The sequence below is a fragment of the Amycolatopsis sp. FU40 genome (assembly GCF_021903635.1).
Classification (GTDB): domain Bacteria; phylum Actinomycetota; class Actinomycetes; order Mycobacteriales; family Pseudonocardiaceae; genus Amycolatopsis; species Amycolatopsis dendrobii.
In genome coordinates, this window is the sequence record NZ_CP091381.1 from 4,303,970 (window position 1) to 4,327,684 (window position 23,715).

Annotated in this window: 26 protein-coding genes; 18 read left to right on the plus strand and 8 right to left on the minus strand. The window is 70.7% G+C overall.

Features of this window, described 5'->3' with window-relative positions; all coding sequences use genetic code 11:
- Positions 1-13 precede the first annotated feature (13 nt).
- Together L3Q65_RS20565 and L3Q65_RS20570 are read right to left on the minus strand one after the other, a co-directional pair.
- On the minus strand, positions 14-643 hold the full coding sequence (locus tag L3Q65_RS20565) for a GPP34 family phosphoprotein (RefSeq protein WP_237600566.1): 630 nt from the start codon (positions 641-643) through the stop codon (positions 14-16).
- Positions 640-2,079: a glycosyltransferase family 39 protein gene (locus L3Q65_RS20570; RefSeq protein ID WP_237600567.1), complete on the minus strand. Its 1,440-nt coding sequence runs from the start codon at positions 2,077-2,079 to the stop codon at positions 640-642. Before L3Q65_RS20570 ends, L3Q65_RS20565 begins: the two co-directional genes overlap by 4 nt.
- 168 nt (positions 2,080-2,247) lie before the next feature.
- On the opposite strand from L3Q65_RS20570, the gene L3Q65_RS20575 reads away from it, so the two are divergent.
- Together L3Q65_RS20575 and L3Q65_RS20580 are read left to right on the plus strand one after the other, a co-directional pair.
- Entirely contained in the window at positions 2,248-3,459 is a 1,212-nt protein-coding gene (locus tag L3Q65_RS20575) for a sensor histidine kinase (protein ID WP_237600568.1), read from the plus strand.
- Positions 3,456-4,106, plus strand: a complete 651-nt coding sequence (locus tag L3Q65_RS20580) for a response regulator transcription factor (protein ID WP_182893438.1) — start codon at positions 3,456-3,458, stop codon at positions 4,104-4,106. The genes L3Q65_RS20575 and L3Q65_RS20580 overlap by 4 nt, the downstream gene beginning before the upstream one ends.
- A 38-nt stretch (positions 4,107-4,144) precedes the next feature.
- Here the strand turns inward: L3Q65_RS20580 and L3Q65_RS20585 are convergent, their stop codons facing one another.
- Positions 4,145-4,822 carry an IclR family transcriptional regulator gene (locus tag L3Q65_RS20585; RefSeq protein ID WP_182893439.1) on the minus strand — a complete coding sequence of 226 codons (678 nt, stop codon included), beginning with the start codon at positions 4,820-4,822 and terminating at the stop codon, positions 4,145-4,147.
- Between the two features lie 117 nt (positions 4,823-4,939).
- On the opposite strand from L3Q65_RS20585, the gene L3Q65_RS20590 reads away from it, so the two are divergent.
- The 9 genes from L3Q65_RS20590 to fahA all read left to right on the plus strand — a co-directional run bounded on the left by L3Q65_RS20590 (position 4,940) and on the right by fahA (position 13,702).
- Positions 4,940-5,359 carry a nuclear transport factor 2 family protein gene (locus L3Q65_RS20590; protein ID WP_182893440.1) on the plus strand — a complete coding sequence of 140 codons (420 nt, stop codon included), beginning with the start codon at positions 4,940-4,942 and terminating at the stop codon, positions 5,357-5,359.
- Positions 5,360-5,519: 160 nt separating this feature from the next.
- Positions 5,520-6,284, plus strand: a complete 765-nt coding sequence (locus tag L3Q65_RS20595) for an SDR family NAD(P)-dependent oxidoreductase (RefSeq protein ID WP_370648216.1) — start codon at positions 5,520-5,522, stop codon at positions 6,282-6,284.
- Positions 6,277-7,071, plus strand: a complete 795-nt coding sequence (locus L3Q65_RS20600; RefSeq protein ID WP_237600569.1) for an SDR family NAD(P)-dependent oxidoreductase — start codon at positions 6,277-6,279, stop codon at positions 7,069-7,071. Before L3Q65_RS20595 ends, L3Q65_RS20600 begins: the two co-directional genes overlap by 8 nt.
- Positions 7,068-8,474 (plus strand): FAD-dependent oxidoreductase, encoded by a 1,407-nt coding sequence (locus L3Q65_RS20605; RefSeq protein ID WP_237600570.1) that lies wholly within the window; start codon positions 7,068-7,070, stop codon positions 8,472-8,474. Before L3Q65_RS20600 ends, L3Q65_RS20605 begins: the two co-directional genes overlap by 4 nt.
- Positions 8,475-8,512: 38 nt before the next feature.
- Positions 8,513-9,847, plus strand: a complete 1,335-nt coding sequence (locus L3Q65_RS20610) for an MFS transporter (protein WP_182893443.1) — start codon at positions 8,513-8,515, stop codon at positions 9,845-9,847.
- Between the two features lie 43 nt (positions 9,848-9,890).
- Positions 9,891-10,430 (plus strand): MarR family winged helix-turn-helix transcriptional regulator, encoded by a 540-nt coding sequence (locus L3Q65_RS20615; protein WP_237600571.1) that lies wholly within the window; start codon positions 9,891-9,893, stop codon positions 10,428-10,430.
- A gap of 82 nt (positions 10,431-10,512) precedes the next feature.
- Positions 10,513-11,712, plus strand: coding sequence for a homogentisate 1,2-dioxygenase (locus L3Q65_RS20620; protein ID WP_043830279.1), 1,200 nt, complete (start codon positions 10,513-10,515; stop codon positions 11,710-11,712).
- On the plus strand, positions 11,679-12,536 hold the full coding sequence (locus L3Q65_RS20625) for a hypothetical protein (protein WP_237600921.1): 858 nt from the start codon (positions 11,679-11,681) through the stop codon (positions 12,534-12,536). The genes L3Q65_RS20620 and L3Q65_RS20625 overlap by 34 nt, the downstream gene beginning before the upstream one ends.
- A complete protein-coding gene (gene fahA, locus L3Q65_RS20630) occupies positions 12,533-13,702 on the plus strand; it encodes a fumarylacetoacetase (protein ID WP_182893445.1) in 1,170 nt (389 codons plus the stop codon). Before L3Q65_RS20625 ends, fahA begins: the two co-directional genes overlap by 4 nt.
- Before the next feature lie 102 nt (positions 13,703-13,804).
- Here the strand turns inward: fahA and L3Q65_RS20635 are convergent, their stop codons facing one another.
- Positions 13,805-14,434: a CoA transferase subunit B gene (locus tag L3Q65_RS20635; protein WP_304504573.1), complete on the minus strand. Its 630-nt coding sequence runs from the start codon at positions 14,432-14,434 to the stop codon at positions 13,805-13,807.
- Positions 14,431-15,141: a CoA transferase subunit A gene (locus tag L3Q65_RS20640; protein WP_182893446.1), complete on the minus strand. Its 711-nt coding sequence runs from the start codon at positions 15,139-15,141 to the stop codon at positions 14,431-14,433. The genes L3Q65_RS20635 and L3Q65_RS20640 overlap by 4 nt, the downstream gene beginning before the upstream one ends.
- Positions 15,142-15,297: 156 nt before the next feature.
- On the opposite strand from L3Q65_RS20640, the gene L3Q65_RS20645 reads away from it, so the two are divergent.
- On the plus strand, positions 15,298-16,065 hold the full coding sequence (locus L3Q65_RS20645) for an IclR family transcriptional regulator (protein ID WP_182893447.1): 768 nt from the start codon (positions 15,298-15,300) through the stop codon (positions 16,063-16,065).
- A 34-nt stretch (positions 16,066-16,099) separates the two neighbouring features.
- Here L3Q65_RS20645 and L3Q65_RS20650 read toward each other — a convergent pair whose 3' ends face one another.
- Positions 16,100-16,471, minus strand: coding sequence for a helix-turn-helix domain-containing protein (locus tag L3Q65_RS20650; protein WP_182893448.1), 372 nt, complete (start codon positions 16,469-16,471; stop codon positions 16,100-16,102).
- Positions 16,472-16,613: 142 nt separating this feature from the next.
- On the opposite strand from L3Q65_RS20650, the gene L3Q65_RS20655 reads away from it, so the two are divergent.
- From L3Q65_RS20655 to L3Q65_RS20670, 4 genes are read left to right on the plus strand one after another with little or no spacing between them, the layout of a single operon-like run.
- Positions 16,614-17,009: a hypothetical protein gene (locus tag L3Q65_RS20655; RefSeq protein ID WP_182893449.1), complete on the plus strand. Its 396-nt coding sequence runs from the start codon at positions 16,614-16,616 to the stop codon at positions 17,007-17,009.
- Positions 17,006-17,179 (plus strand): hypothetical protein, encoded by a 174-nt coding sequence (locus L3Q65_RS20660; RefSeq protein ID WP_182893450.1) that lies wholly within the window; start codon positions 17,006-17,008, stop codon positions 17,177-17,179. Before L3Q65_RS20655 ends, L3Q65_RS20660 begins: the two co-directional genes overlap by 4 nt.
- Before the next feature lie 50 nt (positions 17,180-17,229).
- Positions 17,230-17,910 carry a response regulator transcription factor gene (locus L3Q65_RS20665; protein WP_182893451.1) on the plus strand — a complete coding sequence of 227 codons (681 nt, stop codon included), beginning with the start codon at positions 17,230-17,232 and terminating at the stop codon, positions 17,908-17,910.
- Positions 17,907-19,259 (plus strand): sensor histidine kinase KdpD, encoded by a 1,353-nt coding sequence (locus L3Q65_RS20670; protein ID WP_182893452.1) that lies wholly within the window; start codon positions 17,907-17,909, stop codon positions 19,257-19,259. The genes L3Q65_RS20665 and L3Q65_RS20670 overlap by 4 nt, the downstream gene beginning before the upstream one ends.
- Here the strand turns inward: L3Q65_RS20670 and L3Q65_RS20675 are convergent.
- Both L3Q65_RS20675 and L3Q65_RS20680 read right to left on the minus strand, forming a co-directional pair.
- Positions 19,256-20,482, minus strand: a complete 1,227-nt coding sequence (locus L3Q65_RS20675) for an LCP family protein (protein ID WP_182893453.1) — start codon at positions 20,480-20,482, stop codon at positions 19,256-19,258. The two genes, L3Q65_RS20670 and L3Q65_RS20675, sit on opposite strands and share 4 nt — an antisense overlap.
- Before the next feature lie 158 nt (positions 20,483-20,640).
- The gene (locus tag L3Q65_RS20680; RefSeq protein ID WP_182893454.1) at positions 20,641-21,384 is read right to left on the minus strand and encodes an SDR family NAD(P)-dependent oxidoreductase; all 744 of its coding nucleotides are present in this window, start codon (positions 21,382-21,384) and stop codon (positions 20,641-20,643) included.
- 99 nt (positions 21,385-21,483) lie between these two features.
- Here L3Q65_RS20680 and L3Q65_RS20685 point away from each other — a divergent pair, with 99 nt between their 5' ends.
- Both L3Q65_RS20685 and L3Q65_RS20690 read left to right on the plus strand, forming a co-directional pair.
- The gene (locus L3Q65_RS20685) at positions 21,484-22,092 is read left to right on the plus strand and encodes a TetR/AcrR family transcriptional regulator (protein WP_182893455.1); all 609 of its coding nucleotides are present in this window, start codon (positions 21,484-21,486) and stop codon (positions 22,090-22,092) included.
- Positions 22,093-22,118: 26 nt separating this feature from the next.
- Positions 22,119-23,678 (plus strand): MDR family MFS transporter, encoded by a 1,560-nt coding sequence (locus L3Q65_RS20690; protein WP_237600572.1) that lies wholly within the window; start codon positions 22,119-22,121, stop codon positions 23,676-23,678.
- Positions 23,679-23,715: the final 37 nt, after the last annotated feature.

Genomic DNA, 23,715 nt, shown 5'->3' on the forward strand with positions numbered 1-23,715 from the left:
CCGAACTGTCGACTCAGCCTCCGGAACCGCCCGAGAACGCCGCGATCCGCGCCGCGCGCCGGCCCGCTACGGCCTTGCGGAGCGCGGGAAGGACCGGTCCGGCGAGCTTCTCCAGATCCTTCAGCCGATCAGCGTGGTGCCGCGCGTCCGAGCGGGACATTCCGGCTCCGGACGCCGCGGCGAGAGCGGCCAGCGCCGCGGCAGAAGCGTCCACTTCGGACAGCGGGGCGGTCAGGGCATGGTCGAGCCGCGCGTGCGCGTCGCGTACTCGCGCCGGGTCGGAAGGCGCCAAAACCTTGCGGCGCAAGACTGAACTGCGGCCTTCTTCAAGCAGCCCCGCCGCGGAGAGTTGTGTTTCCAGCGACTGCAGCGTGTCGTTCTTGCCGCGCCGCAGCAGCGCGCGCCAGGAGGCCGGGCTGTGCGCGCGGAGGTCGGCGAGCAGATCGTCGAGCAGGAGGTCGCCGGTCGGGGCGGCATCGGCCGGTTCGGCGTGGCCGCGCTGGTCGCGGAGGTTTCCGCGCAGCACCAGGTCGGTCACCGCGGCCGCGCGGACCAGCAGGGCCGCCCGGGGACGCCGGGAGACCGGGCCGCCGTCGGGGTCGCAGGCGAGGAAGTACGCTCGCGCGGGCAAGGAGTCGCTCATTGTTTCTTCACCTCTGGCCAGATCGTTTCCCAGGATTGCTTTCGCCCGGTGTACAGCCACATCAGCCCGGGCACCACTTCAGTCACCGAAGAGAAGTACGGGCGCAGCAACGCCGGATCGAAGCCCGCGAAAAGCACGTTCTTCGCGGAATCCGGCGGCCGGTCGAAGTACCAGTATCCTCGGTGTCCACTGTAGACATCGTGGATCCCGTACCGCGGCCCGTAGTACTCGACGGCCGCGGCGAACGGGTAGATTTCCCCGTATACGGCGGTTTCCCGGCGCACCGGCTCGGGCAGTGACCGATACGCCTGCCCGACGCCGTCCGCCAGCTGCTGTTGCGCGGTCTCCCCGGCCGCGAACACGGTGCCGAGCGAAATCGGCCCGAACGACGTGGCTTTCATCGAAGCGGGCCACACCGGCAGCCCGGCGACGGTGATCGCGGCCGAAAGCGCGAACGCGATTCCGACCGGGATTTTCCACCACCGCACCAGATTCCGTCGCGAAAGCTCGGTCGCGGCGGCGGCGAACGGCAGCGAATACAGGCTCATCAGATAGTACGAGCGGCCGTGCGTCCCGATGATCACCGCCACGACCAGCAGCAACGCCACCGCGAGGTACCGGCAGGGCGCCAGGTCCGGCGAACGGAACAGCCGCCACATCCCGTACAGCAGCGCCAGCACGCCGATTCCCGTTCCCGCACTGAGCAAGCCGTCGCGCGCGAACGTGAGATAGCCGGGGAATTCGGCCGCGACGACTTCGCCCATCCGGGTGTAGGCCCAGCCGTGCGTGGCTTGCCAGAGCAACGTCGGCAAGGTCGCCACGACGGCGATCAGCGCGCCCAGCCACAGTTTCGGCCGGGACACCAGGATGCGCGGCCCGAAGAGCAACGCCGACACCAGCACCGCGCCCCACAGTGCGGGAATCAGGAACTTCGTCTGCAGCGACACGGCGGTGACCGCTCCGGCCCACACGAGCAGGCCGTCGCGCCGGGTCCGCGTCCAGCGCACGAGGAGGAACACCACGAGCGTCCAGAAGAACGGGTCGAGTGCGTACGTGGCGACCCAGTGGCTGATGATGATCAGCCCCGACGTTGCGTACGCCCCGGCTGCCATGACCTGCGCACCACGCCCGCCGCCGAGTTCGCGGGCGGTCAGCGCGGTCACGATCACCCCGGCGCCGGCCGCGAGCGCCATCGGCAGCCGCAGCGCGGCCAGCGAACCGGGGAACCACTGGTCGAGCGTGCCGGCCAGCAGCGGGACGAGCGGCGGCTGGTCGAAATACCCCCAGCTCAGATGATCTCGACCGGCCACGAGGAAGTACAGCTCGTCGAAGCCGTGCGCGTACCGGGTGCTCGTCGCCACGAGCAGCGCGACGGCGCCCGCCGCGACCGCCAGCACCGGCAGCCGGGCGAACCGCGGGATTCCTTCGCTCGTCATGGCGTCGAGTCCACCGCGCCGGGCGGGTGCGGGGTAAGCGTGTTCGGTAGCGGGTCGCGGCGACGAAAGTGGATCGTTTCCGCCCGGGCCGCAACTTTCGGCGGTAGCCCGCCACCCGTGCGGTGCGGATCCGGCGCGGACGGACCGGCGACCGGATACCGTGGCCGGGTGACCAGCACACGCCGTTCCTGGCCGCGGTCGACCGATTGGCTCTGGCTGGGCGGCGCCGCGCTGGTGTTCGCCTGCCTCGACTTCGGGCTGTTTCTCGCCGCCGGGCCCACCACCGGTTTCCTCGGGCCGTACGCGACGCTCGTGCTCGAACTCGTCTGCGACGCGTCCCTGCTGCTCCTGGCGCGTTTCCCGAACGCGGTGGCCGGGCTGCTGATCGCGGCCTCGCTGGCGATGCTGGCGTCCGACCTCTTCTCCCCCGGACTGCTCGTGCCCGGCCGGCAGCCGACGCTGATGACCGTCCCGACGATCACGCCGATCGTGCTGGCGCAGCTCGTCCGGCAGCTGGACCGGCGGCGGCTGCTGTGGATCGCCGGATTCCTGGCGCTGCTGGCGACGCGGCCGTGGAACCCGGCCTGGAACACGACGCCGTTCGGGCTGCTGAGCACCGCGCTTCCGGTGGCGGTGGCGCTGTATTTCGAGGCGCGGCGGCAGTTGCTGAGTTCGTTGCGCGACCGGGCCGAGCGTGCGGAACGCGAGCAGCATCTGCTCGCCGAGCAGGCGCTGGCGGCCGAGCGGCGGAGGCTGGCCAGCGAGATGCACGACGTGGTGACGCACCGGTTGAGCCTGATGGTGCTGCACGCGGGCGCGCTCGGCGTGACGTCGCCGGATCCGTCCGTGAAGTCGGCCGCTGAGGACATCCGTCGCGAAGGTGCGCACGCGCTCGACGAGCTGCGCGACTTGGTCGGCGTGCTGCGCAATGGCACCGGGATCGAACCTCCGGTGCCGAATCCGCCACTGCCCGGCGAGGTGGCGGACCTGGTCGCCGAATCGGTGGCGGTCGGCATCGCGACCGAGCTGTCCGTGACCGGAGACCGGACCTCGGTGTCACCGACCGTCGCGCGCACCGCGTACCGGGTCGTGCAGGAGGCGCTGACCAACATCCGCAAGCACGCGCCGGGCTGCTCGGCCACTGTTTCACTGCGCTACCACCCGGGCGGGCTGGACGTCGCGGTCGCCAACACCCGCGCGACCCGGCCGCCGGACGCGGCGCTCGCGGGCACCGGCTCCGGCGCGGGGCTGAGCGGGTTGCGCCAGCGGGTCGAACTCGTCGGCGGGAGCTTCGAGGCGGGCCCGGCGCCCGGCGGCGGGTTCAAGATCGGTGCGATACTTCCCGCCTACGTCCCGACCACGGAAGGTGCTGCCCGGTGATCACGGTCGTGGTGGCCGACGACGAGCCGATGGTGTGCGCGCACCTGCGCACGATCCTGGGTTCGGCCGGCGACATCGAGGTAGTCGCGCAGGCGCGGGACGGCGCGGAGGCGGTCGAGGAAGTGGTCCGGCACCGGCCTTCGGTGGTGCTGATGGACCTGCGGATGCCCGGCGTGGACGGGCTGACCGCGATCGAACGGATCTGCGCGCTGCCGGAACCGCCCGCGGTCGTCGCGCTGACGACGTTCGACGCGGACACCTACGTCATCCGCGCGCTCCGCGCGGGCGCGGCGGGATTCCTGGTGAAGTCGACGCCGCCGGAGGATTTGATCGGCCTCGTGCGGGTGGCCGCGGACGGGCATACCGTGCTGTCGCCGTCGGCCGCGCGCCGGCTGGTCGCGCTGTCGTCGGACGGCCACCGCCGCGACGACGAAGCCCGCCGCCGGACCGCCGGGTTGACGGAGCGGGAGCGGGATGTGCTGGCGTGCCTGGGCGAAGGACTGTCCAATGCGGACATCGCAGGCCGGCTGCATCTGGCGGAGGCGACGGTGAAGAGCTATGTGTCGCGGATGCTGGTGAAGCTCGACTGCACGAACCGGACGCAGGCCGGACTGCTCGCGCACGAAGCCGGGCTCGTCGGCCGCTAGCCCGGGGGCGGCACGATGCCGGACTCGTCGGCCGCGAGCTACTTCAGCAGGGAGCCCAGCCGCTGCGCGGAGGCCACTACCAACCGGCCCAGCTCGTCCGGGTCCGGCGCCTCGAACAGCGACAGCCCGATGCTCGTGCCCGGCGCGTCCCGGCCGGTCGGCACCACCGCGGAAATCCCGGTGATCCCCGGCGCGATCTCCCCCACCGACACCGCATAACCCCGCGAACGGGCGCGGGTGATCTCCTCGCGTTCGCCTTCCACCGGCGGCTCCGCCGAGAGCAGCGCGAGCCCGGCCGATCCGCGTCCGATCGGGTCGAGCTGGCCGCTGCGGAACGACACGTGCATCCGCGCCTGCCGCGGTTCCACGATCATCAGCATCCGCACCTGCTCGGCGTTCTCGCGGACGACCAGGTGCGCCGACGCTCGGCCGGCGTCCGAAAGCTCCTCCAGCACCGGGCGCGCGAGCGTGCGCAGGTCCTGCTCCACCGGTTCGGCCAGGCGCACCAGGCCGGTGCCGAGCGAGATCCGCTTGAACCGGTCGCGGCGGCACAGGTGGTGCGCCTCCAGCGTGCGCACGAGGCGGTGCGCGACCGTGCGGTGCACGCCGATCCCTTCGGCGATCTCGGTCATCGTGAGCCCCTGCGGGTGCTCCACCAGCAGCTCCAGCACCTGAAGCCCGTGGCTCAGCGTCTTCGACGTCCCCGATTCGGACACACGACTCCCTTGACGACAGCTTGTCCGGCGACCTACTGTTCCTACATATCGCACGGTGCGTGCGAATATAGCACGTTTGCCGCTCCAGGCAACTCCCCCGCGGATCGAGGTTCGGACATGAGCGAGGTACCCGTCGAGGACGTGCTGGCGGTGCATCAGCTCTACGGCCGCCAGAGCCACGCCATCGACTCCGGGCAGGCCGCGCGCTGGGCCGCCACGTTCACCCCGGACGGGGAGTTCGTCTCGCCCAGCTACCCGGAGCCCGAGGCCGGCACCGCCGCGCTGACCGCGTTCGCCGAGCGGTTCCACGCCGGATGCGTCGAGTCCGGCGAGCGGCTGCGGCACGTGGTGTCCACAGTGGAGGTCCGATCAGGACAGTCCGAGGACACCTTGCGAGCGCTGGCTTACCTGCAAATCGTCGGGACGCCGGAAGGCGGCGCCCCGCGACTGCACCGGCTCACCGTGCTGGACGACGAACTCGTGCGCACCGCGGAAGGCTGGCGCGTGCGCCGACGCACCGTGCACCGCGAGCCTTGACCACGTCGTGAGTGTTCATGCCGGTGAGAACCGGCATGAACACTCACGAGACCCGCCCACCCTCACCTAGGAGCCCTCCTTGACCACCCCCGTCCCTCCCCTCGCCCCCACCGGCCCCGGCCGGGTGCTGCACCAGCCCGCGACCGCGCGCTACCCGGAGATGCCGGGCAAGGTCGCCGTGGTCACCGGCGCGGCCCGAGGCATGGGCGCGCGATTCGCCGCCGGTCTCGCCACCCGCGGGGTGCACGTGGTGGGCGGCGATCTCGACACCGCCGCGATGACCGCCACCGCCGACGACCTCACCGCCGCGCTGGCCGCGGAGTCCCTTGAGGACAAGCCGGGCCGGATCGTCGCGTCCGCTGTCGACGTCACCCGCGCCGAGGACCACGTCGCGCTCGCCCAGCGCGCGATCGACGAGTTCGGCCGCATCGACTTCTGGGTCAACAACGCCGGAATCTTCCCCTACGCCGAGGTTCCCGACATCACCCCGGAGCAGATCCGCTCGACGCTTTCGGTGAACGTCGAGGGCGTGCTGTTCGGCGCGCAGGCCGCGGCCGCGCGGATGGAGCCGGGCAGCGCGATCGTCAACATGGCGTCGGTGTCCGCGGTCCGCGTGCGCAAGGGCCGCGCGGCGTACTGCAGCTCGAAGGCCGCGGTCGCGCACCTCACCGAATCGCTCGCGGTGGAGCTCGGCGACCAGGGCATCCGGGTCAACGCGATCGCCCCCGGCTACATCGACACCGAGATGACCCGCTGGATCCAGGACGACGCACCCGCGCTGGCGAAGGCGCTCGACGCGGTGCCGCTGCACCGGATCGGCTCGCCGGAAGAGGTGTGCGGCGTGCTGCTGTTCCTGCTTTCGGACAGCTCGCGGTACGTGACCGGGCACAGCCTCGCGGTCGACGGCGGCTCCCGGCATGTCTGACGCCACCGAAGCCGTGCGCTACCCGGACGTCGTGCTCGTGACGGGCGCGGCGAACGGGATGGGCGCGCAGCACGCCCGCGCGCTCGGCGAACGCGGCGTGCACGTCTGCGTCGCGGATTTCGCTGGTGCGGACGAAATCGCCGAGGAGATCCGCGCGGCCGGTGGTGCGGCGACGCCGTACACAATGGACGTTGTCGAAACAGCACAGTGGACTCGCGTGCTCGACCGGATCCGCACCGAACACGGTTCGCTCGGCGGGCTCGTGAACAACGCGGGCATCTCGCGGCGGCTGGAATTCCAGGACACCACCGCCGAGGTCTGGGACCGGGTGCTCGCGGTGAACCTGTCCGGGCCGTTCCACGGGATGCGCGCGGCCGCGCCGCTGATGCGCGATTCGGGCGGCGGTTCGATCGTGAACATCTCGTCGATCTCCGGCCAGATCGGCTACTTCTCCCCCGCCTACTCGGCGAGCAAATGGGGGTTGACCGGACTGTCGAAGTCCGCCGCGGGCAATTTCGCGAAGTGGCGGATCCGGGTCAACTCCGTCCATCCGGGGCTGGTCGGCACCGGGCTGCTGGCCGGCGCGGACGCGTTCGTCAAGTCCGCTGTGGACAGTGTGCCCGCCGGAAGGATGGCCGATCCCCAGGAAATCACCGACACGGTGCTGTTCCTGCTTTCGGACCGGTCCACCTACTTGACCGGGAGCGAGGTCACTGTGGACGGCGGTCTCGTCTCGAACGGTCTCTACCATCGCATTCTCGCCGAAACCGGAGGTGATCTCGGATGAGCGTCGACACGGACGTCGTGGTGATCGGCGGTGGCGGCGCGGGCCTGGCCGCAGCGGTCTCCGCGGCCGAGCACGGCGCCTCGGTGATGCTGTTCGAGTCGGAGAAGGAACTCGGCGGCTCGACCCAGCTGTCCGCGGGCATGCTCACCGCGGCGGGCACGAGCGTCCAGCGCGCGCTGGGCATCGAGGACACGCCGGAGCGGTTCTTCCAGCACTACCTCGACCTCAACCAGTGGCAGTTGAAACCGGGCCTGCTCAAGACGTTCTGCCGCGAGGCCGGACCCGCGGTCGAATGGCTGATCGGGCTCGGCGCGGAAATCCCGGCGAAGGTGTCGCACGACGCGCACACCCCGGGCCTGACCCGCGCGGGCGTCGAGGACGTCTGGCGCGGGCACGTGCCGAAGGACCAGGGTTACGGCCTCGTCCAGGTGCTCGACCGTGCGCGCCGCAAGGCCGGTGCCGAAGCGGTGCTGAACACCCGGGTCGAACGGCTGCTCGTGGAGGACGGCCGGGTCGCCGGCGTGGTCGCCGACGGCATCGAGGTTCGCGCGAACTCGGTGATCGTGACCAGCGGCGGGTTCGCGCAAGACCCCGCGCTGCGCTCGCGGTACTACCCGGACGCGGACGCGGCGGGCGAGGATCTGTTCGTCGTCGCCGCGCCCGGCTCCCGAGGCGACCACTTCGCGTTCGGCGAGCAGGTGTCCGCCTCGATCACCGGCGAAGGCTGGGGACTGCTGCTGCCGACCGCGTATTTCCAGCGCCTGCACCACTGGCAGTCCGGTTTCCCGCCGCGCTCGCGCGTGCTGGTGAACGCACACGGCCGCCGGTTCATGGACGAGGACGCCTCCTACGCGGTGTCCAGCGGCATCATTTCCGCGCAGGACGGTCCAGTGTGGATGGTCTTCGACGACCGAGCGCGCCGCGACCTCCCGCCGGGCTACGCGCACTGGAACGCCGAGCACGTACTGTCCGAGGCGGACGCTGGCCGCACCCTGCGCGCGGACACGCTGGAAGAACTGGCGGGCGGGATGAACGTGCCCGCCGCCGCTCTTCAGGCCACTGTGGACAGATGGAACGCCCAGCTCCCCACCGGCGAGGACCCGGAGTTCCTGAGACACGAAACGTTGTCCGCCAAAGGTGCCGCCGAACCGCCCGAGAAGATCGCCACCGGACCGTTCTTCGCCGCGCGCACGCTGCCCGCCGAACTGGTCTGCACGCACGCCGGGCTGGAGATCGACTCCAGCGCCGCGGTGCTGGACGTCCGCGGCGACCGCGTGCCCGGGCTGTTCGCCGCGGGCGAGGCCGGGGCCGGAGTGCTCGGCTTCCGCTACGTCGGCGGCGGCAACGCGGTCGCCAACGCCGTCGCCATGGGCCGCATCGCCGGCCGTTCCGCCGCTGCCTGACCCCCGAGAGTTACTGCTCACCGTCGAGGAGAAACCCCATGTCCGTCCCCGCCGCAGCCGCCACCACGGCGGACTCCCCGCTGGCCAGACGAACCGTCCGCAAGGTCGGCGTCCGCATCATGCCGATCGTCCTGCTGCTCTACATCTTCAACTACATGGACCGGGCGAACATCGGCTACGCCCAGCTCGGCATGGCCAAGGAGCTCACCATCACGGCCGCGACCTTCGGCGTCGCGTCGGCGATCTTCTTCCTCGCCTACGTGGTGTTCGAGGTCCCCAGCAACATGATCATGAAGAAGGTCGGGGCCCGGCTGTGGCTCAGCCGGATCGCGGTCAGCTGGGGCATCGTGACCGTGCTGACCGGGTTCGTCGCGAGCGTGACGCACCTGATGATCGCGCGGATCCTGCTCGGCATCGCCGAAGCGGGCCTGTTCCCCGGCCTGCTGCTGTACTTGACCTTCTGGTTCCGCGGCAAGGAACGCGGCCGGGCCATCGCGACGCTCGCGCTCGCGCAGCCGATCGCGCTGATCCTCGGCAGCCTGTTCGGCGGCTGGATCCTCGACCACGTGCACTGGTTCGGCATGAGCAGCTGGCAGTGGGTGTTCATCCTCCAGGGCGCGCCCGCGGTGCTGATCGGCCTGCTGACCTTCTTCTGCCTGCCGAACAAGCCCGCCGACGCGAAGTTCCTGACCGCCGAGGAGAGCTCCTGGCTGCAGGCCGAGATCGACCGCGAGTACGTGCCGGAGGAGAAGGAGACGTTCCTCGGCCAGCTGCGCGCGGTGCGCGACGGCAAGGTCATGCTGCTGGCGATTTCCAACCTTTTCATCGCCTGCGGGCTGTACGGGCTCACGTTCTTCCTGCCGCTGATCGTGAAACAGCTCGACCCGAAGTACTCCTCGACCAACATCGGCCTGCTCGGCGCGATCCCGTACGTCGTCGGCGCGGTCGGCATGCTGTTGCTGGCCCGCAACTCCGACCGCACCGGCGAGCGAAAGGGCCACGTGATCGGCACCGTGCTGGTCGCGGCGATCGGGTTCTTCGGCGCGATCCAGTTCAAGACCGTGCCGACGCTGTCGCTGATCAGCCTCTCGCTGGCGGCGATCGGCGTGCTCGGCTACCTCGCGCCGTACTGGGCGATGGCCGCGCGCGTGCTGTCGAAGGAACACACCGCGGTCGGCCTGGCCGCGATCAACTCGATCGCCGCGCTCGGCGGGTTCTTCGGGCCGTACGCGATCGGGCTCGCGGCGACCGAGAGCGACGTGACGATCGGGCTGTACTTCCCGATCGGCTGCCTGGTCGTCGCGGCGGTCATGCTGGCATTCCTGAAGGTGCCGCGCGACGCGGGCGCCCGCCTGGCTCGCCCGGTGAAGTAGTTTCGAGTTTGATTATCCCGGCGGCGCGGTTACAGTGCTGTCCATGCAGGACCCCGCCGCGCCGCCGGACCCGGACTCGCTCGACTTCTGGTCGTTCATCGCGCTGGCCAACCACAGGCTCTCGGAGGAATTCGGATTCTGCCACCAGTTGGCGACCGAGGTGCTGCTGACCCTGAACCGGGCGTCGAACCTGGTCACCTACGACCTCGAATCCGCCGTGCACCGGCCGCGCGGACGGTCGTGGTCGGCGTTCCGGGTGCTGTTCGTCGTGTGGCTGGCCGGACCGCTCGAACCCTCCGCCGCCGCGCGGCTCGCCGGGATGAGCCGCGCGGCCGTGTCGAATCTGGCGAAAACCCTGGTCAGCGAGGGTTTGCTGACCCGGACGCCGGGCGAGACGGACGGCCGTTCGGTGCGGCTGTCGCTCACCGAGGCCGGGCACGCCGAGATGCTCGAGGTGTTCGAGGCGCAGAACGAACGCGAGGCCGGCTGGGTCGAGGTGCTCACCGAGGCCGAACAGCGCGTGCTGGTGATGCTGCTGGACAAGCTCATCTCCGGCCGGGCCGGGTTCGCGACCCGCCGCTAACCCTTTCCCCCGGCCAGTCCGTGGACTAGGCTGACCGAAAAGTAGTACATACTTTGATTACTTCGCGCCGAGGAGGCGACCCATGGCCTACTACCGCAGCGCGGGCAGCATCCCGCCTAAGCGGCACACCCAGCACCGCACGCCCGAAGGCGGGCTCTATTCCGAGGAGCTGATGGGCGAGGAGGGCTTCTCCTCCGACTCGTCGCTGCTCTACCACCGCGGCATCCCGTCCGCGATCGTCGACGCGACGCCGTGGGAACTGCCGGACCAGACGCTCACCGAGAACCGGCCGCTCAAGCCGCTGCACCTCAAGCTGCACACGCTGTTCCCGGGCCAGGAATGGAAGAGCGCGGACGTCGTCAACAACCGCCGTCTCGTGCTCGGCAACGGCGACGTGCGGATCTCCTACGTCGCCGCCGGCGAGGCTTCTCCGTTGTACCGCAACGCGATCGGCGACGAATGCGTGTACGTCGAGTCCGGCGAAGCGGTCGTCGAGACGGTGTTCGGCGCGCTGCCCGCCCGCACCGGCGACTACGTGATCCTCCCCCGCGCCACCACGCACCGCTGGGTGCCGAAGGGCCCGGAACCGTTGCGCGCCTACGTGATCGAGGCGAACTCGCACATCGCGCCGCCGAAGCGCTACCTGTCGCGCTACGGCCAGCTGCTGGAGCACGCGCCCTACTGCGAGCGCGACCTGCACGGCCCGGCCGAGCCGCTGGTCGTCGAGGGCACCGACGTCGAGGTGCTGGTGAAGCACCGCGGCTCGCGCGGCGTCGTCGGCACCCGTTATGTGTACCCGACGCACCCGTTCGACGTGGTCGGCTGGGACGGCTGCCTCTACCCGTACACGTTCAACGTCTCCGACTTCGAGCCCATCACCGGCCGCGTGCACCAGCCGCCGCCCGTGCACCAGGTGTTCGAGGGCAACAACTTCGTCATCTGCAACTTCGTCCCGCGCAAGGTCGACTACCACCCGCTGTCGATCCCGGTGCCGTACTACCACTCCAATGTGGACTCCGACGAGGTGATGTTCTACTGCGGCGGGAACTACGAGGCGCGCAAGGGTTCCGGCATCGGCCAGGGCTCGATCAGCCTGCACCCCGGCGGCCACAGCCACGGCCCGCAGCCGGGCGCGGTGGAACGCTCGCTCGGCGCGGAGTTCTTCGACGAGCTGGCCGTCATGGTCGACACGTTCCGCCCGCTGGAGATCGGCGAGGGCGGCCACGCGAGCGACGACCCCGGCTACGCCTGGACCTGGGCAGGACGGGGACCGCAGTCGTGACCGACGCATTGACCCGCGGCCTGCTCGACGACGCGGCGGTCTTCCCGCCCGGCCTCGCGCCGCTGCCGGACGCCGTCGCCGCCCACGACCGGCACACCGCCGCGCCGTACGCCGCGATGGTCGGCCCGCTGGTGGTCGCCGCGTCCGGCTTGGCGGAACTCGCCGAGGTCGTCCAGGGCCGGGAAACCACCCTGCCGCTGACTGTGACGCTGCCCGGCGGGCCTGCCGGGATCGCCGGCGTGCTCAAGGCGGTCGACGGGCTTCCGGTGTCGGTCGAATCGCTGGAAATCGCGGTGCCGCAAGGGATGGACGTCGCCGAGTTCCTGTCCGCGGTGGACGGTTGCCCGGTCCCGGTCGCCGTGGAGATCCCGCGCGACGAACGCCGGGTTCCGTTGCTGCGGGCGCTTTCCGGCACCCCGCACAAGGCGAAGTTCCGCACCGGAGGCACGTCGGCCGAGTACTACCCGGACGAAGCCGAACTCGCCGCCGCGATCCGCGCGGCCGCCGAGGCGGGCGTGCCGTTCAAGGCGACCGCGGGCCTGCACCACGCGATCCGCAACACCGACCCGAACACGGGCTTCGAGCAGCACGGATTCCTGAACCTCCTGCTCGCCGCCGAGGCGGCCGACCGCAGCGCCGAGGACGAGGAAGTCGTTGCGCTGCTTGCCGAACGCGATGCCGAGACCGTCGCCGGCCGGATCCGCGCGCTGGCCCCGGAGCGCCTGGCCGCGGCCCGCGCCAAGTTCACCTCGTTCGGCACCTGCAGCATCACCGACCCGCTCACCGAACTGACAGACCTAGGCCTGATCGGAGCCACCGCATGACCGTGCTCGACATTCCCGCCGGCTCCCCTTTCGGCGTCGAAAACCTGCCGTACGGCGTTTTCTCGGCAGGCGACGGCAGCCCCCGGGTGGGCGTGCGCGTGGGCGAGCACGTGCTGGACCTGTCGATCGCCTTGGGCGACGCGGTCTTCGCCGAGCCGACGCTGAACGCTTTCATGGCGCAGGGCTACGACCGCTGGGTCGAGGTCCGCACGCGGCTGCAGACGCTGGTGACCGGCGAGGTGCCCGCCGAAGCCGTGCACGCGGTCGCCGACGTCAAGCTGCACCTGCCCGTCGACGTCGCCGACTACGTGGACTTCTACGCCTCCGAACACCACGCGTCGAACGTCGGCCGCCTGTTCCGTCCGGACGCGGAACCGTTGCTGCCCAACTGGAAACACCTCCCGGTCGGCTACCACGGCCGCTCCGGCACGGTCTACGTGTCCGGCACCGACGTGGTCCGCCCGAGCGGCCAGCGCAAGGGCGAGGACGGTCCGGTCTTCGGCCCGAGCACCCGCCTGGACATCGAGGCGGAGCTGGGCTTCATTGTCGGCGCGGGCACCCCCGCCAACACCCCGGTCTCGCCGGACGACTTCCCTCGCCACGTCTTCGGCGCGGTCCTGCTGAACGACTGGTCCGCGCGCGACATCCAGGCCTGGGAGTACGTCCCGCTGGGCCCGAACCTGGGCAAGAGCTTCGCGACGTCGGTCTCGCCGTGGGTGGTCCCGGTGCTGGCGCTGGCCGGGGCCCGGGTGCCGCTGCCCGGCCAGACGTCGCCGGAACCCCTGCCCTACCTGCGGGAATCGTCGCCGTGGGGCCTGGACATCACCCTGTCCGTGGAGTGGAACGGCCAGGAAGTGGCCCGCCCGCCGTACCGCGAGATGTACTGGTCCCCCGCCCAGATGCTGGCCCACCTGACCGTCAACGGCGCCTCCGCTCGCACCGGCGACCTCTACGGCTCGGGCACGATCTCGGGGGCGGACCCAGCCGAACGCGGCTCGTTCCTGGAACTCTCCTGGGGCGGGCGGGACCCGCTGACCGTCAACGGCGAATCCCGCACCTTCCTGCAAGACGGCGACGAGGTCACGATCACCGGCGCAGCCACGACCAGCGGCGGCGCGAAGCTGGGCTTCGGCGAAGTCCGAGGCCGCATCCTCCCCGCCAGGTAACCAAAGCCGTGAGGGGAACCCTGACGGAATCAGATTCCCTCAGGGTTCCCCTCACGCACTTCTCTGAAGCCGCCCCGGCGCGCCAGGGCATCCAGACCGCAGCTACTCCGCTACCGGCGCCCCGGTCTTCTCCCGCACTTCTTCAAGAGAGACCCCAGGCGCGAGCTCCACCAGCTTCAGCCCGTCCTCGGTCACATCCAGGACAGCCAAGTCGGTGATGATCCGGTTCACCACTCCGGCCCCGGTCAACGGCAGAGTGCACTTCTCGACGATCTTGGGCGTCCCGTCCTTCGCGGTGTGATCAGTGATGACCACCACCCGGCGGGCCCCGGCGACGAGATCCATCGCCCCGCCCATCCCCTTGACCAGCGCTCCCGGCACGGTCCAGTTGGCCAGATCCCCGTTGGCCCCCACCTGCAGCGCCCCGAGCAACGCCAGATCGATGTGCCCGCCGCGAATCATCGCGAACGACTCCGCGGAATCGAACAGACTGGCCCCGGGCTGCAGCGTCACCGTCTGCTTGCCGGCGTTCACCAGGTCCGGGTCTTCCTCCCCTTCCCAGGGAAACGGCCCCAGCCCCAGAATCCCGTTCTCGCTGTGCAAGGTCACCTGCACACCGTCCGGAATGTGGTTGGCCACCTGCGTGGGAATCCCGATCCCGAGATTCACGTAATCGCCGTCCCGCAGCTCGCGGGCCCCGATCGTGGCCATATCGTCCCGAGTCCAGCTCACGCCGACGCCTCCTCACGCACGCGCACGGTCCGCTTTTCGATCTGCTTTTCCCGCGCGGCGGCCTGGATCAGCCGCTGCACGTAAATCCCCGGCGTGGTGATCCGCTCCGGATCGAGGTACTCGTCCGACACCTGCTCGGCCTCGGCGACGGTCACCTTGCCGCAGGTCGCGACGAGCGGGTTGAAGTTCCGCGAGGCGTACCGGTAGATCAGGTTCCCGGCCGGGTCCGCGACGTAGGCGTGCACCAGGGCGAGGTCGGCGACGATCCCGCGCTCCTGCACGTAGGTGACCCCGTCGAACTCGGCGTGCGGCTTGCCCTCGGCGATCGGCGTGCCGACGCCGGACTTGGTGTAGAACGCCGGGATCCCCGCGCCGCCTGCCCGCATCCGCTCGGCGAGCGTCCCCTGCGGGGTGAACTCGACCTCGACGGTCCCGTCGAGGTACTGCTGCGCGAACAGCTTGTTCTCGCCCACGTACGACGCGATCACCCGGCGCACCTGCTGGTTCTCGAGCAGAATGCCGAGTCCGGCCCCGTCGACTCCCATGTTGTTCGAGACGATCGTCAGATCGCGCACGCCCGAGTCCCGGACCGCCTCGATGAGGTCGTTCGGGTTCCCGGTGAGGCCGAAGCCCCCGACCGCGATCGTCAGCCCGTCCTCGAGCAGCCCGTCGAGGGCCTCCGCGGCGCTGCGGTACTTCGTCGGCACGGCATCCTCTCCACTTCGTTCGGTGAGTGGTCAGTCCCCGCATACAACCCAGCGCAGGGGAAACGGGTCAACCGACACGCCGGGATCCCCGGCAAACCTCTCGCGCACCGAACACCCGCGCCCGATGCGTCCACTGAGCGGACGTACCCTCGTCCCGTGCCTGCCTCGCCTCCTGACCACGTCGTCGGACGGGTGTCCGCGGTCCTGCGCGCATTGTCCGCCTATCGCGACGGAGCGTCGACCTCGCAGCTGGCGCGCCAGTGCGGCCTGGCCCGGCCGACGGTGCACCGGCTGCTCGCGTCGCTGGCCGCCGAGGGCTACGTCGACCGCGACCGGCAATCCGGCCGCTGGTACCTGGGCCCGGAGCTGTACCTGCTGGGCGAGGCGGCCGCCCCGCGCTACGACGTGACGCAGCAGGCGCGCGCGAGCGTCCACCGGCTGGCCGCGGCGACCGGGGAAAGCGCGTTCTTCTCCGCCCGGCGAGGCAACGAGACGGTCTGCCTGCTGCGCGAGGACGGCGATTTCCCGATCCGGTCGTTCGTGCTGTACGAGGGCGCCCGGTTCCCGCTGGGCGTGGTGTCGGCGGGGCTGGTGGTGCTGTCGATGCTGCCGGACCGGGAGGTCGAGGACTATCTGTCCACAGTGGACCTGACGGCCGAGTGGGGTCCGGCGCACCGGGCGGAGGACGTGCGGGCCCGGGTCGCGCGGACGCGCGAGGACGGGTATTCGACCAATCCCGGGCTGGTGGTCGAGGGCAGCTGGGGAATGGCGGCGGCGGTGTTCACGCCCGCCGGAGAGCCCGCGTGGGCGTTGACGTTGACCGGGGTGGAGTCGCGGTTCCGGGCGGAGCGGCGGGGCGAGCTGGGGGCGTTGCTGCTCAAGGAGGCGCATACGTTGACGAACCTGCTGCGGCAGCCCTCGTGAGTGTTAACGCCGGTGAGAACCGCGGCATCGCCGCTCAAGAAGCAGTGGCGGCGTTCTCCGCGTCGTAAGCCGCTCGCGCCGCCGTCACCTGGTCCATGTTCTGGCGCGCCCACCGGTCCAGCAGGTCCAGCGGTTCGGCGAGGTTGCGGCCCAGCTGGGTCAGTTCGTACTCGACCTTGGGCGGGATCACCGGGTACGCGGTGCGGATGAGGATGCCGTCGCGGACGAGGCTGCGCAGGGTCTGCGTCAGGACTTTCTGCGAGATCCCGTCGACCCGCTTGCCGATCTCGGTGAACCGCAGCGGGCCGTCGGTCAGTGCGCCGACGATCAGCACCGTCCACTGGTCGCCGATCCGGTCGAGCAGCTGGCGCGTCGGGCATTCGCGGTCGTACGGGTTTCCGAGCACGGCGGCCTCCTCGCTCTCCGCAAGAGAGTAACACTCCCCCCGGGCCGGCGGGCTTTACCGAACCCGAACATTCGTCCCACACCCCTCGTACACCCGCGCGCGACGGTGGTTCCGGAAACACCGACACGGGAGGACGAGAACGATGCGAGGAACGAGGCGGCTGGCACTGGCCGGCTGCGGGATCGCGGCCGGACTGCTCGTGGCCGCGCCGATCGCCAGCGCCGACACGCAGGCGCCTGCCCCGGCTCCGGTCACTCTGAGCCCGCAGGAGGTGCAGCAGATGTGCACGGCCTGGGTGCCGAAACTGCGCAAACAGGCCCAGAACCTGACCAACCGGATCAACGGCGGACCGGAGGTCTCCGGGTCGGTCGCGAATCTCAAGGCGCGCGCGAACGACGCCCGCACAAAGGGCCACACCGCGCAGGCCGACCGGCTGCAGAAGCGGGCGGACAAACGGCAGGGCCGGATCGGGGAGCTGGCGAACGCGACGAAGCAGCTCGACGCGTTCGCCGCGGCGCACTGCCAGGCGCCGAAGTGAAACGGCTGATCGCGATCGCCGCCGCGGCTGCCGTCGTCGGGCTCGGCTGCGTGGCGTGCGACAACGGTTCGACGCCGTCGTCGGGGGCGGCGCCGGACGGCGATCTGAGCAGCATCCAGTCCACGCTGGACTCGATCCAGTCCGACATGGCGGGCGACGGGCAGCGGTGACGCGCGTACCGTTTCCCCCGACGTAGCCGGCCGGAGGAACGGGAGCCCGGATGGGGTCAGCTGGCCGCGGTCTCGTCCTCGTCGTGGAGGACGAGACCGCGATCGCCGAACTCGCTGCGCTGTACCTGCGGCGCGACGGGTTCGGGGTGGAGGTCGAGCCGGACGGCGCGAAGGCGCTCGCGGCCGTCCGCCGGCTGCGGCCGGTGGCCGTTGTGCTCGACATTGGACTGTCCGGAATGGACGGGATCGAGATCTGCCGGGCACTGCGCGCGGCGGGCGACTGGACGCCGGTGCTGTTCGTGACCGCCCGCGACGACGAGCTGGATCGCTTGCTGGGTCTCGAAATCGGCGCGGACGATTACCTGACCAAACCGTTCAGCCCGCGCGAACTCGCCGCCCGCGTACGGACTGTGCTGCGGCGCGCGTCCGGCAGTCCGGCCACGACGCTGGCTTGCGGCGGCGTGCGCGTCGACGTCTCCGGGCGCCGCGCCTGGGCAGGCCAGGAGGAGGTCGCGCTCACCTCCACCGAGTTCGATCTGCTCGCCTACCTGCTGCGTCACCCCGGCCAAGTGCTGTCGCGCGATCAGCTGCTCAGCGCGGTCTGGGGCTACGCCGCCGCGGCCGGGACCCGCACGGTGGACGTGCATGTCGCGCAGCTGCGGGCGAAACTCGGCGAGGATAGTCCAATCAGGACAGTCCGGGGCATCGGCTACGCGGCGGACGCCGGATGAGAACCACGCTCGCGCTCCGGATCACCGTGGTGTGCCTGGCGGTCGCCGGGATCGCGGTGCTCGTGGCCGGGCTCGTCGCGTCCCGGCTGGTCCGCAGCACCGCCGATTCGGTGCTGCAGCAGTCGCTGCGGGACCAGGCCGACGTCGTCGCCGGGCAGCTCGACGGCACCGGCATCGGCAACCGGCTCGCGATCGGCAAGGTCGCGGCGGTCGTGCGGGGGCAGGGCATCGAGGTCGTCGTGCACCGGGTCAGCGGCCAGAACTCCGGCCAGGCGACCGCGGTGCGCGCGGCGGAACGGGCCGGGCTCACGTCCGGAACGGACCGTTCGACGCGGGTCGCGATCGGCGACGTCGACTACCTCGTGGAAGTGCGCCCGGTCGGCCCGGAAGCCGCGTTCGCGCTCGTGCAGCCGGTGCGCAGCGCCGAATCGACCCAGCACGCGTTGCTGCGCAACATCCTTCTGGCACTGGGCATCGGGCTCTTGGTCGCCGCCGTCGCCGGATACGTCTCCGGGCGGTTGCTCGGCCGCCCGCTCCGCCGCGCGGCCGCCGCCGCGGGGAGTCTCCGCGCCGGCCGCCGCGACGTGCGGGTTCCGGTCGAAGGCCCTGCCGAGGTCGCGCAGGTCGCCGGCTCGCTGAACGAACTCGCCGACGCGCTGGCCCGCAGCGAATCCCGGCAACGGGAGTTCCTGTTGTCGGTGTCGCACGAACTTCGCACCCCGCTGACCGCGGTGACCGGTTTCGCCGAGGCGATCGCCGACGGAGTCGCCGAGGGCCCGGACGCCCGCCGCGCCGGCGAGACGATCCACCGCGAGGCCCAGCGCTTGGAACGGCTCGTGTCGGATCTGCTGGAACTCGCCCGCCTCGGCGCCGACGAATTCCAGCTCGACCTGGACGTTTTCGACTTCGCCGCGCTGGTCCGGGACTGCGCGGAGGTGTGGCGCCTGCGCTGTGCGCGCTCGGACGTCTCGCTGACCGTCCAGTCTCCCCCGGGAACCGTCCTGGTCACCGCCGACGCCCGGCGGCTGCACCAGGTCGTGGACGGGCTGGCGGAGAACGCCCTGCGCGTCACGCCGGCGGGCGCGCCGATGGTGTTCGCGCTGGCGGTCGCGGACGGCCACGCACATCTGTCGGTCCGGGACGGCGGGCCGGGGCTCGCGCCGGAGGACTACCCGGTGGCGTTCGAACGCGGCGTGCTCAACGCCCGGTACCGCGACAGCCGCCCGGTCGGGTCCGGCATCGGGCTGGCGCTGGCACACGGACTGGTGACGCGAATGGGCGGAACGCTCACCGCCGGACCAGCACCCGAAGGCGGCGCGGCATTCACCATCACGCTGCCGACGGCCTAGTTCACACAGCCGCTGGCAGTCGTCAGCTTCGGCTGCGCCGGAGTCCCCGCCGGAGGAGCCGGCGTCGTCGTCTGCGCGATCGGCCGCACCAGGCCGCCGCTCGACGACGGGTGGACAGTGTCCGAATCGGATGCTCCCCCGGAGGCCGAGACGTCCGGCGAGCTGATCTGCGCCTGCACGAACTCCCTCACCTGCGCCGGATCCACCTTCACCGCGTCGCCGTCGGACGGGGTGGCCAGCGACAGGCTCTGCACCGGGATCGTGCCGAACGCGATCGCGCCCGAGCTGAGGCCGTGCAGTTGCTGGGCGAAGCTCAGCAGGTTCCAGCCGTGGTCGAGCGTGACCGAACCTGCCAAAGCGTCCACCAGGGACGAAAGCCGCGCCGGATCGGTGAAGGTGCCGGAGCCGAGAACGGTTTTCGCCATCGCCGACATGAACGCCTGCTGCCGCGCGATCCGGTCCAGGTCGCCGCCCGGCAGGCCGTGCCGCTGCCGGACGAAGGCGAGCGCTTGGGTACCCGAGACGGTCTGCGTTCCGGCGGGGAAATCCGCACCGGAGAAGGAATCGTGCACCGGGGCGTTCAGGCACACCTGCACTCCGCCGACCGCCTGGCTCAGCGCGGCGAACCCGGAGAGATTGACCGCGGCGTAGTGATTGACGGTGAGCCCGGTGAGCTTCTGCACCGCGGCGATCGCCGACTTCGCCCCGGCCGCGTCGGCGGCCACCTCCAGCTCCGGACCGCTCATTCCTTGCTGTGCGAGCTTTCCCCGCTGATCGGCCCGCGCGCGGCTGTACGCCGAATTGATCTTGTGCTTGCCGTAACCTGGAATGTCCACATAGGAATCACGCGGGATCGAGATCGCGGTGGCGGCCGCCCCGCCGACCGGGACGTGCACCACGATCATCGTGTCGGTGGTGTTGCCGCCGTCGTCCCCGCTGCCCGCGTGGAGCGCGTCGAGCACGTTCTGCGGCAGCGGCGTCCCGTCCGGTTTGGTGCGGGAATCGAGACCTACCACCAGGATGTTCTGCGCGACGGTGAGCGGTTCTCCGGCCGGGGTGTCCGGAACCTGAGCGGAGGGCGCGATGACGTCGGCGGTGACCAGGCTCGTGTCCAGCCGGTGCCATTGCGACCACGCGAATCCGGTGGCGCCCAGCACCAGGGTGGACACCACCCCCAGCACCGCACGGCCGCCGATCCGGCGGCCCCGGGACGTGATCAGCACGGCCGGTTCCTCGCTTCCCCGGGGACGGATTTCGACCCCCTCGTTCGAGGATCACCGCGTTAGCTGGGAATAGCCTGAGAAACCTGTCGCGAAGATGTGATGCTGCCCGTTCGGCCGAGCGCGCGGCGACAGCCGGTATCCCTTCGGGCACAGGGAGTTCAGCGCGGCATCCGCCGCCACACCGCGCGCGGCACGAACCGCATCGCCGCGAACACCAAGCGCAACACGCCCGGCACCCACACGACTTCCCGGCGGCGGCGCAACGCGGCGGCCGTCGCGTCGGCCACCTGATCGGCGGTGCTGGAGAACGGCGCGGGAGACATGCCTTCGGTCATCCGGCCGATCACGAAGCCCGGACGCACGAGCAGGAGGTGGACGCCGGTGCCGTGCAGCGCGTCGGACAGTCCCGAGGCGAACCCGTCGAGCCCCGCTTTCGCCGAGCCGTACACGTAATTCGCCCGCCGCACGCGTATCCCGGCGACCGACGAGAAGACGACCACGTTTCCGGAACCCTGAGCACGCAACAATTCCGCCGTGTGAGTGAGCACCGACACCTGAGCGACGTAATCGGTGTGCACGATCGCGGTGGCGTGCGCGGCGTCGGTCTCCGCGCGGGCTTGGTCGCCGAGAATGCCGAACGCCAGCACGACGGTCTCGAGCGGGCCGTGCTCCTTGAGGACGCGCTCGAGCAGCGGGCGGTGCGCGGAGAGGTCGTCGGCGTCGAAGTCCTCGGTCGCGACGGTCTCCGCGCCCGCCTCGCGCAAAGCGGCGGCCTGCTCCTTGAGATCCGCGCCCGGCCTCGCGGCGAGCACGAACCGCTTCGCTCCTCCGCGCGCCAGCCGGACGGCCACCGCCGTCCCGATCTCGCTGCGTCCGCCTAGCACCAGCACCGTTCCGCTCACGGTCGGTGAGTCTGCCAGCCCGCTCCGGGGAGGCCCGAGGTGCCCTGATTCACAAACTGCAACTTTGCAGCTTCTGCAAGATCACGCTACGCTGATCCGGTGACCCCTCCCGGCCTTCGCGAGCGCAAGAAGCTCGAAACCCACCGCACGATCGCCCTCGCGGCCCTTCGGCTGATCGACGAGCGTGGTCTGGACCAGGTCACCGTCGACGACATCGCCGCCGAAGCGGGCGTGTCCGCGCGCACGTTCTTCAACTACTTCGCGGTCAAAGAGGACGCCGTGCTGCTCGCGTACGCCGACCACGCCGAACGGGCCGAGCAGACGATCGCCCGGTTCCTCGCGCAGCCGGAAGGGATCGACGCGTTCCCCGCGTTCATCGCGACCGTCCGGGAGGAACTCGCCGACATCGAGCGGGACCGCGACGAATGGCTGACCCGGTTGCGGATCATCCACGGCGATCCGTCGCTGCTCATCCGCGCGACGACGCTCAACTCCGGCTCGCGCGATCCGATGATCGCGGCCATCGCCCGGCGTTCGGGCACCGACGCGGAGCAGGACCTGTTCCCGTCGCTGCTGCTGGCGGTGGCGGGCGGAGTGCTCAACACCTCGCTCAGCAGGTGGGCCGCCGGCAACGGCGCCCAGCCGCTGCTCGAAATCTTCGACGAGGCCGCCGCCGCTGCCGCCGCCGGCCTGCCCGACCCTCGCTGACCTCTCGAGTCCGGAAAGGACTGTTCATGTCCCTGTCCACCGCGCAGTCGCCCGCGCCTTCCCCGGCGATGAGCCGCCGGCAAGTGCTGCAGGCGATGTCCGGCCTGATGATGGGCATCTTCGTCGCGATCCTCGCCTCCACTGTGGTCGCGAACGCCCTGCCGCGGATCGTGTCCGAACTGGGCGGCAGCCAGTCGTCCTACACCTGGGTCGTCACGACCGAACTGCTCGCGATGACCGCGACCGTCCCGCTCTGGGGCAAGCTTTCCGACCTGTACAACAAGAAACTGCTGATCCAGCTCTCGCTGGGGCTGTTCGTGGTCGGCTCGCTGGTGGCCGGGTTCGCGCCGAACATCGACGTGCTGATCCTCAGCCGGATCGCCCAGGGCATCGGCGGCGGCGGGCTCACCGCGCTCGCCCAGGTGATCATGGCGGCCATCGTTTCGCCGCGCGAGCTGGGCAAGTTCTCCGGCGTCTTCGGCGCGGTCTTCGCGGTCGGCACGGTCGCCGGTCCGCTGATCGGCGGCGTGCTCGTGGACACCTCGTGGCTCGGCTGGCGCTGGTGCTTCTTCCTCGGCGTGCCGTTCGCGCTCGCCGCGATCCTGTTGCTGCAGCGCACGCTGGACCTGCCGACCCTGCGCCGCGAGGTGCACGTCGACTATCTCGGCGCGTTCCTGATCATGCTCGGCGTTTCGACGCTGCTGGTGTGGTCGTCGCTGGCCGGCTCGACCTTCGAATGGGGTTCCTGGCAGACCGCGGTGCTCGTGCCCGCCGGCGTGCTCGTGCTGGTGCTCGCGGTGTGGGTCGAGTCGAAGGTGCGCGAGCCGGTCGTGCCGCTGAGGCTGTTCCGCAACCGGACGGTCACGCTCGCGACCGTCGCGAGCTTCCTGGTCGGCGTCGCGATGTTCGGCGGCACCGTGTTCCTGTCGCAGTATTTCCAGCTGGCGCTCGGCAAATCGCCGACGGCGGCCGGGCTGATGAGCCTGCCGATGATCTTCGGGTTGCTGGTTTCGTCCACTGTGTCCGGCCAGCTGATCAGCCGCACCGGCAAGTGGAAGCCGTTCCTGCTGCTCGGCTCGGTGCTGATGGCGGCGGGGCTCGGCCTGCTCGGGCTGATCGACGCGCACACCTCGCTGGTGGAGCTGAGCCTGTTCATGCTGGTGCTCGGCGTCGGCGTGGGCATGCTCAACCAGAACCTGGTGCTGGTGACGCAGAACGACGTGCCCGCCGCCGACCTCGGAGCGGCGACCTCGACGCTGTCGTTCTTCCGCAGCCTCGGCGGGTCGATCGGCGTGAGCGCGCTCGGCGCGGTGCTGGCCAGCCGGGTCGGCACGCTCATCGCCGACGGGCTCGGGCCCGCCGCGTCGAGCGGGTCCGGCAGCGGCGGGAAGGTGCCCGACCTGGCGCAGCTGCCCGCGCCGGTCGTGGCGGTCGTCCGCGAGGCTTACGGAGTCGCGACCAGCGATCTCTTCTTGATCAGCGCGCCGATCGCGCTGCTCGTGGTGGTCGCGGTCGCGTTCCTGAAGCACTTGCCGCTCAAGACGAAGAGCGGGCTGGAACGGCTGGCGGACGAAGCGGCCTCGTGAGTGTTTACGCCGGTTAGCACCGGCATCGGCGCTCACG

Bases quoted from the DNA above. Each gene is read 5' to 3' on its own strand.
- L3Q65_RS20690 (WP_237600572.1), top strand. From the start codon at position 22,119: ATGTCCCTGTCCACCGCGCAGTCGCCCGCGCCTTCCCCGGCGATGAGC.
- L3Q65_RS20665 (WP_182893451.1), top strand. From the start codon at position 17,230: ATGGGGTCAGCTGGCCGCGGTCTCGTCCTCGTCGTGGAGGACGAGACC.
- L3Q65_RS20595 (WP_370648216.1), top strand. From the start codon at position 5,520: ATGCCGGGCAAGGTCGCCGTGGTCACCGGCGCGGCCCGAGGCATGGGC.
- L3Q65_RS20620 (WP_043830279.1), top strand. From the start codon at position 10,513: ATGGCCTACTACCGCAGCGCGGGCAGCATCCCGCCTAAGCGGCACACC.
- L3Q65_RS20565 (WP_237600566.1), bottom strand. From the start codon at position 643: ATGAGCGACTCCTTGCCCGCGCGAGCGTACTTCCTCGCCTGCGACCCC.
- L3Q65_RS20670 (WP_182893452.1), top strand. From the start codon at position 17,907: ATGAGAACCACGCTCGCGCTCCGGATCACCGTGGTGTGCCTGGCGGTC.
- L3Q65_RS20615 (WP_237600571.1), top strand. From the start codon at position 9,891: ATGCAGGACCCCGCCGCGCCGCCGGACCCGGACTCGCTCGACTTCTGG.
- L3Q65_RS20600 (WP_237600569.1), top strand. From the start codon at position 6,277: ATGTCTGACGCCACCGAAGCCGTGCGCTACCCGGACGTCGTGCTCGTG.
- L3Q65_RS20590 (WP_182893440.1), top strand. From the start codon at position 4,940: ATGAGCGAGGTACCCGTCGAGGACGTGCTGGCGGTGCATCAGCTCTAC.
- fahA (WP_182893445.1), top strand. From the start codon at position 12,533: ATGACCGTGCTCGACATTCCCGCCGGCTCCCCTTTCGGCGTCGAAAAC.
- L3Q65_RS20610 (WP_182893443.1), top strand. From the start codon at position 8,513: ATGTCCGTCCCCGCCGCAGCCGCCACCACGGCGGACTCCCCGCTGGCC.
- L3Q65_RS20655 (WP_182893449.1), top strand. From the start codon at position 16,614: ATGCGAGGAACGAGGCGGCTGGCACTGGCCGGCTGCGGGATCGCGGCC.
- L3Q65_RS20570 (WP_237600567.1), bottom strand. From the start codon at position 2,079: ATGACGAGCGAAGGAATCCCGCGGTTCGCCCGGCTGCCGGTGCTGGCG.
- L3Q65_RS20605 (WP_237600570.1), top strand. From the start codon at position 7,068: ATGAGCGTCGACACGGACGTCGTGGTGATCGGCGGTGGCGGCGCGGGC.